The sequence below is a fragment of the Kitasatospora sp. NPDC018058 genome (assembly GCF_044327205.1).
Lineage (GTDB): Bacteria > Actinomycetota > Actinomycetes > Streptomycetales > Streptomycetaceae > Kitasatospora.
Genome location: NZ_JBIRFA010000137.1, coordinates 1 through 1,816, shown reverse-complemented (window position 1 = coordinate 1,816; position 1,816 = coordinate 1). Strand labels below are relative to the sequence as shown.

The window sequence follows — 1,816 nt, the reverse complement described above, 5'->3', positions numbered from 1 at the left end:
CCCGCAGGCCGCGAGGAATCGAGCGGGCGAGGACGAACGAGCTGGACGCCGACGAGCGGCGGTCGACACTGGCGGGCGGGAATCCGCGAACACGTGTGTGGGGACGGGACAATGGGTTGGCGTCCCCCGGGGATCGGTCGTCGTGTGGTGTCACACGCACCCATCCGGCGTCCGACCGGAATCGGCGCCATGACCGTGGTTCGGGGGACCGGGCTGCTCAGTCAGGTCATCGAGCGCGGCGGTGCCGGCTCATGCAACGTTGCGGGCTCACCCGGAGTGTGGGGCCGTCCCCGGTGCCGGTGATCGGCTGGTTCGGCTGGTTCTTCGGCCGGGTTTCGTCTGCTCGTCGTGGACCTCTCGCAGGACGTGGTAGGCGTGGGTGAGGAGCTTGCGGGCGACCGCGGTGGTGGCGATCTTCTTGCCCCGGCGGCGGGCCATGTCCTGGTAGGCGGGGGCGAAATCGGGGTGGCGCTTGGCCGTCTGTGCGGCCTCGCACATGATCCAGCGCAGCCAGGGCGAGCCCTGCTTGGAGATGTGCCCGTGGTGGACGGTGCGGTCGGAGTTGCGGACGGTGGGAGTGAGGCCGGCCCAGGAGGCGAGCTTGCGCGCGGAGGGGAAGCGGGTGACGTCGCCGACCTCGGCGACGATCGCGAGCGCGGTGAGGATGCCGACGCCGGGCAGTTCCATCAGCGCGGTGGCGCGGGGGTCGCCGCGGGCGAGTGCGGCGAGTTCCTTGTCGAGGACGTCGATGAGCGGCTGCAGGGCGTCCATGGCCACGAGGAGGTCGTCGACGATGTGGCGGGAGGCGTCCGGGAGCGGCAGGTCGGCCAGCCAGGTGCGGCCCGGGCCGGTGAAGCAGCCACCGGCCGGGCGGGTGTGGCCGAGATCGGCGAGGACGGCGTGAATACGGTTCCTGAGCAGGGTGCGCAGGCGGACCAGCTGAAAACGGTGCCGGAGCAGGCCACGCTGCTGGCGCACGTCCAACGGGGCGATCCATGCCTCCGGCAAGAGGTCGGCGCGCAGGAGCTGGCCGAGGGTGGCTGCGTCGACCTTGTCGTTCTTCAGCCTCGCGGACGCGATCGCCTTGCACTGCAGCGGGTGGACCAGGTGGGGGTCGTAGCCGTAGTCCTCCAGGAGCTCCACCAGCCAGCCCCAGCCGTAGGCGGCCTCGAACGCGACCGGGGTGCCGATCGGCAGGTCGCCGATCACCCCGAGAACGGTTTCGACGCCGTTGGGAACGTTCCGGTTGACCTGGACCGTGCCGTCCTCATCGATCAGGGCGATCTGGGACCGCTTGCGGTGCACGTCGATCCCGACGTAGACAGACATTGCCGGGCCTCCTTCCCGAGCTCGTGTGTACCCGGACGATAGGCATCGCCGGGCTGAGCACGGAAGGGGCCCGGCCCTCATAGGGTCAGGTCAGAGCGCGATATCGAATCGTCGCCCGCATGGATGGTGCTCGCGTGATCGCGCAGCCAGCCCCCGGACCTTCCCGACTTCTCGCGACGCTCCCAGGGCTGTAGGATCTGCTCGCCGGATCGGTCGACGTACTTCGCCCAGCAGTACAACGGCTCCTACGACTCCGGCCTGATCCGCGGCGCCTACCACTTCGCGCTGCCGGACAACTCCTCCGGCTCCGCCCAGGCCAACTGGTTCGTCGACCATGGCGGCGGCTGGTCCGCCGACGGCCAGACCCTGCCGCCCGCACTGGACATCGAGTACAACCGTTCCTACTGACTGTGCATGAGTTGCACGGCCGGACGCCCCGAACGGTCTTGGGTGTCCTGGTCTCCCGCGTTCGCTCCCACGGTCGGCG

Annotated in this window: 1 protein-coding gene and 1 pseudogene; one reads left to right on the top strand and one right to left on the bottom strand. The window is 69.9% G+C overall.

Going from position 1 to position 1,816, the window contains the following annotated elements; genetic code table 11:
* Positions 1-267: 267 nt before the first annotated feature.
* The gene (locus ACH4E7_RS45555; RefSeq protein WP_396255124.1) at positions 268-1,329 is read right to left on the bottom strand and encodes an IS110 family transposase; all 1,062 of its coding nucleotides are present in this window, start codon (positions 1,327-1,329) and stop codon (positions 268-270) included.
* Between the two features lie 219 nt (positions 1,330-1,548).
* Between ACH4E7_RS45555 and ACH4E7_RS45550 the strand changes: the two are divergent.
* Positions 1,549-1,725 (top strand): annotated as a pseudogene (locus ACH4E7_RS45550) (GH25 family lysozyme); the annotation flags it as partial.
* Between the last annotated feature and the right edge of the window lie 91 nt (positions 1,726-1,816).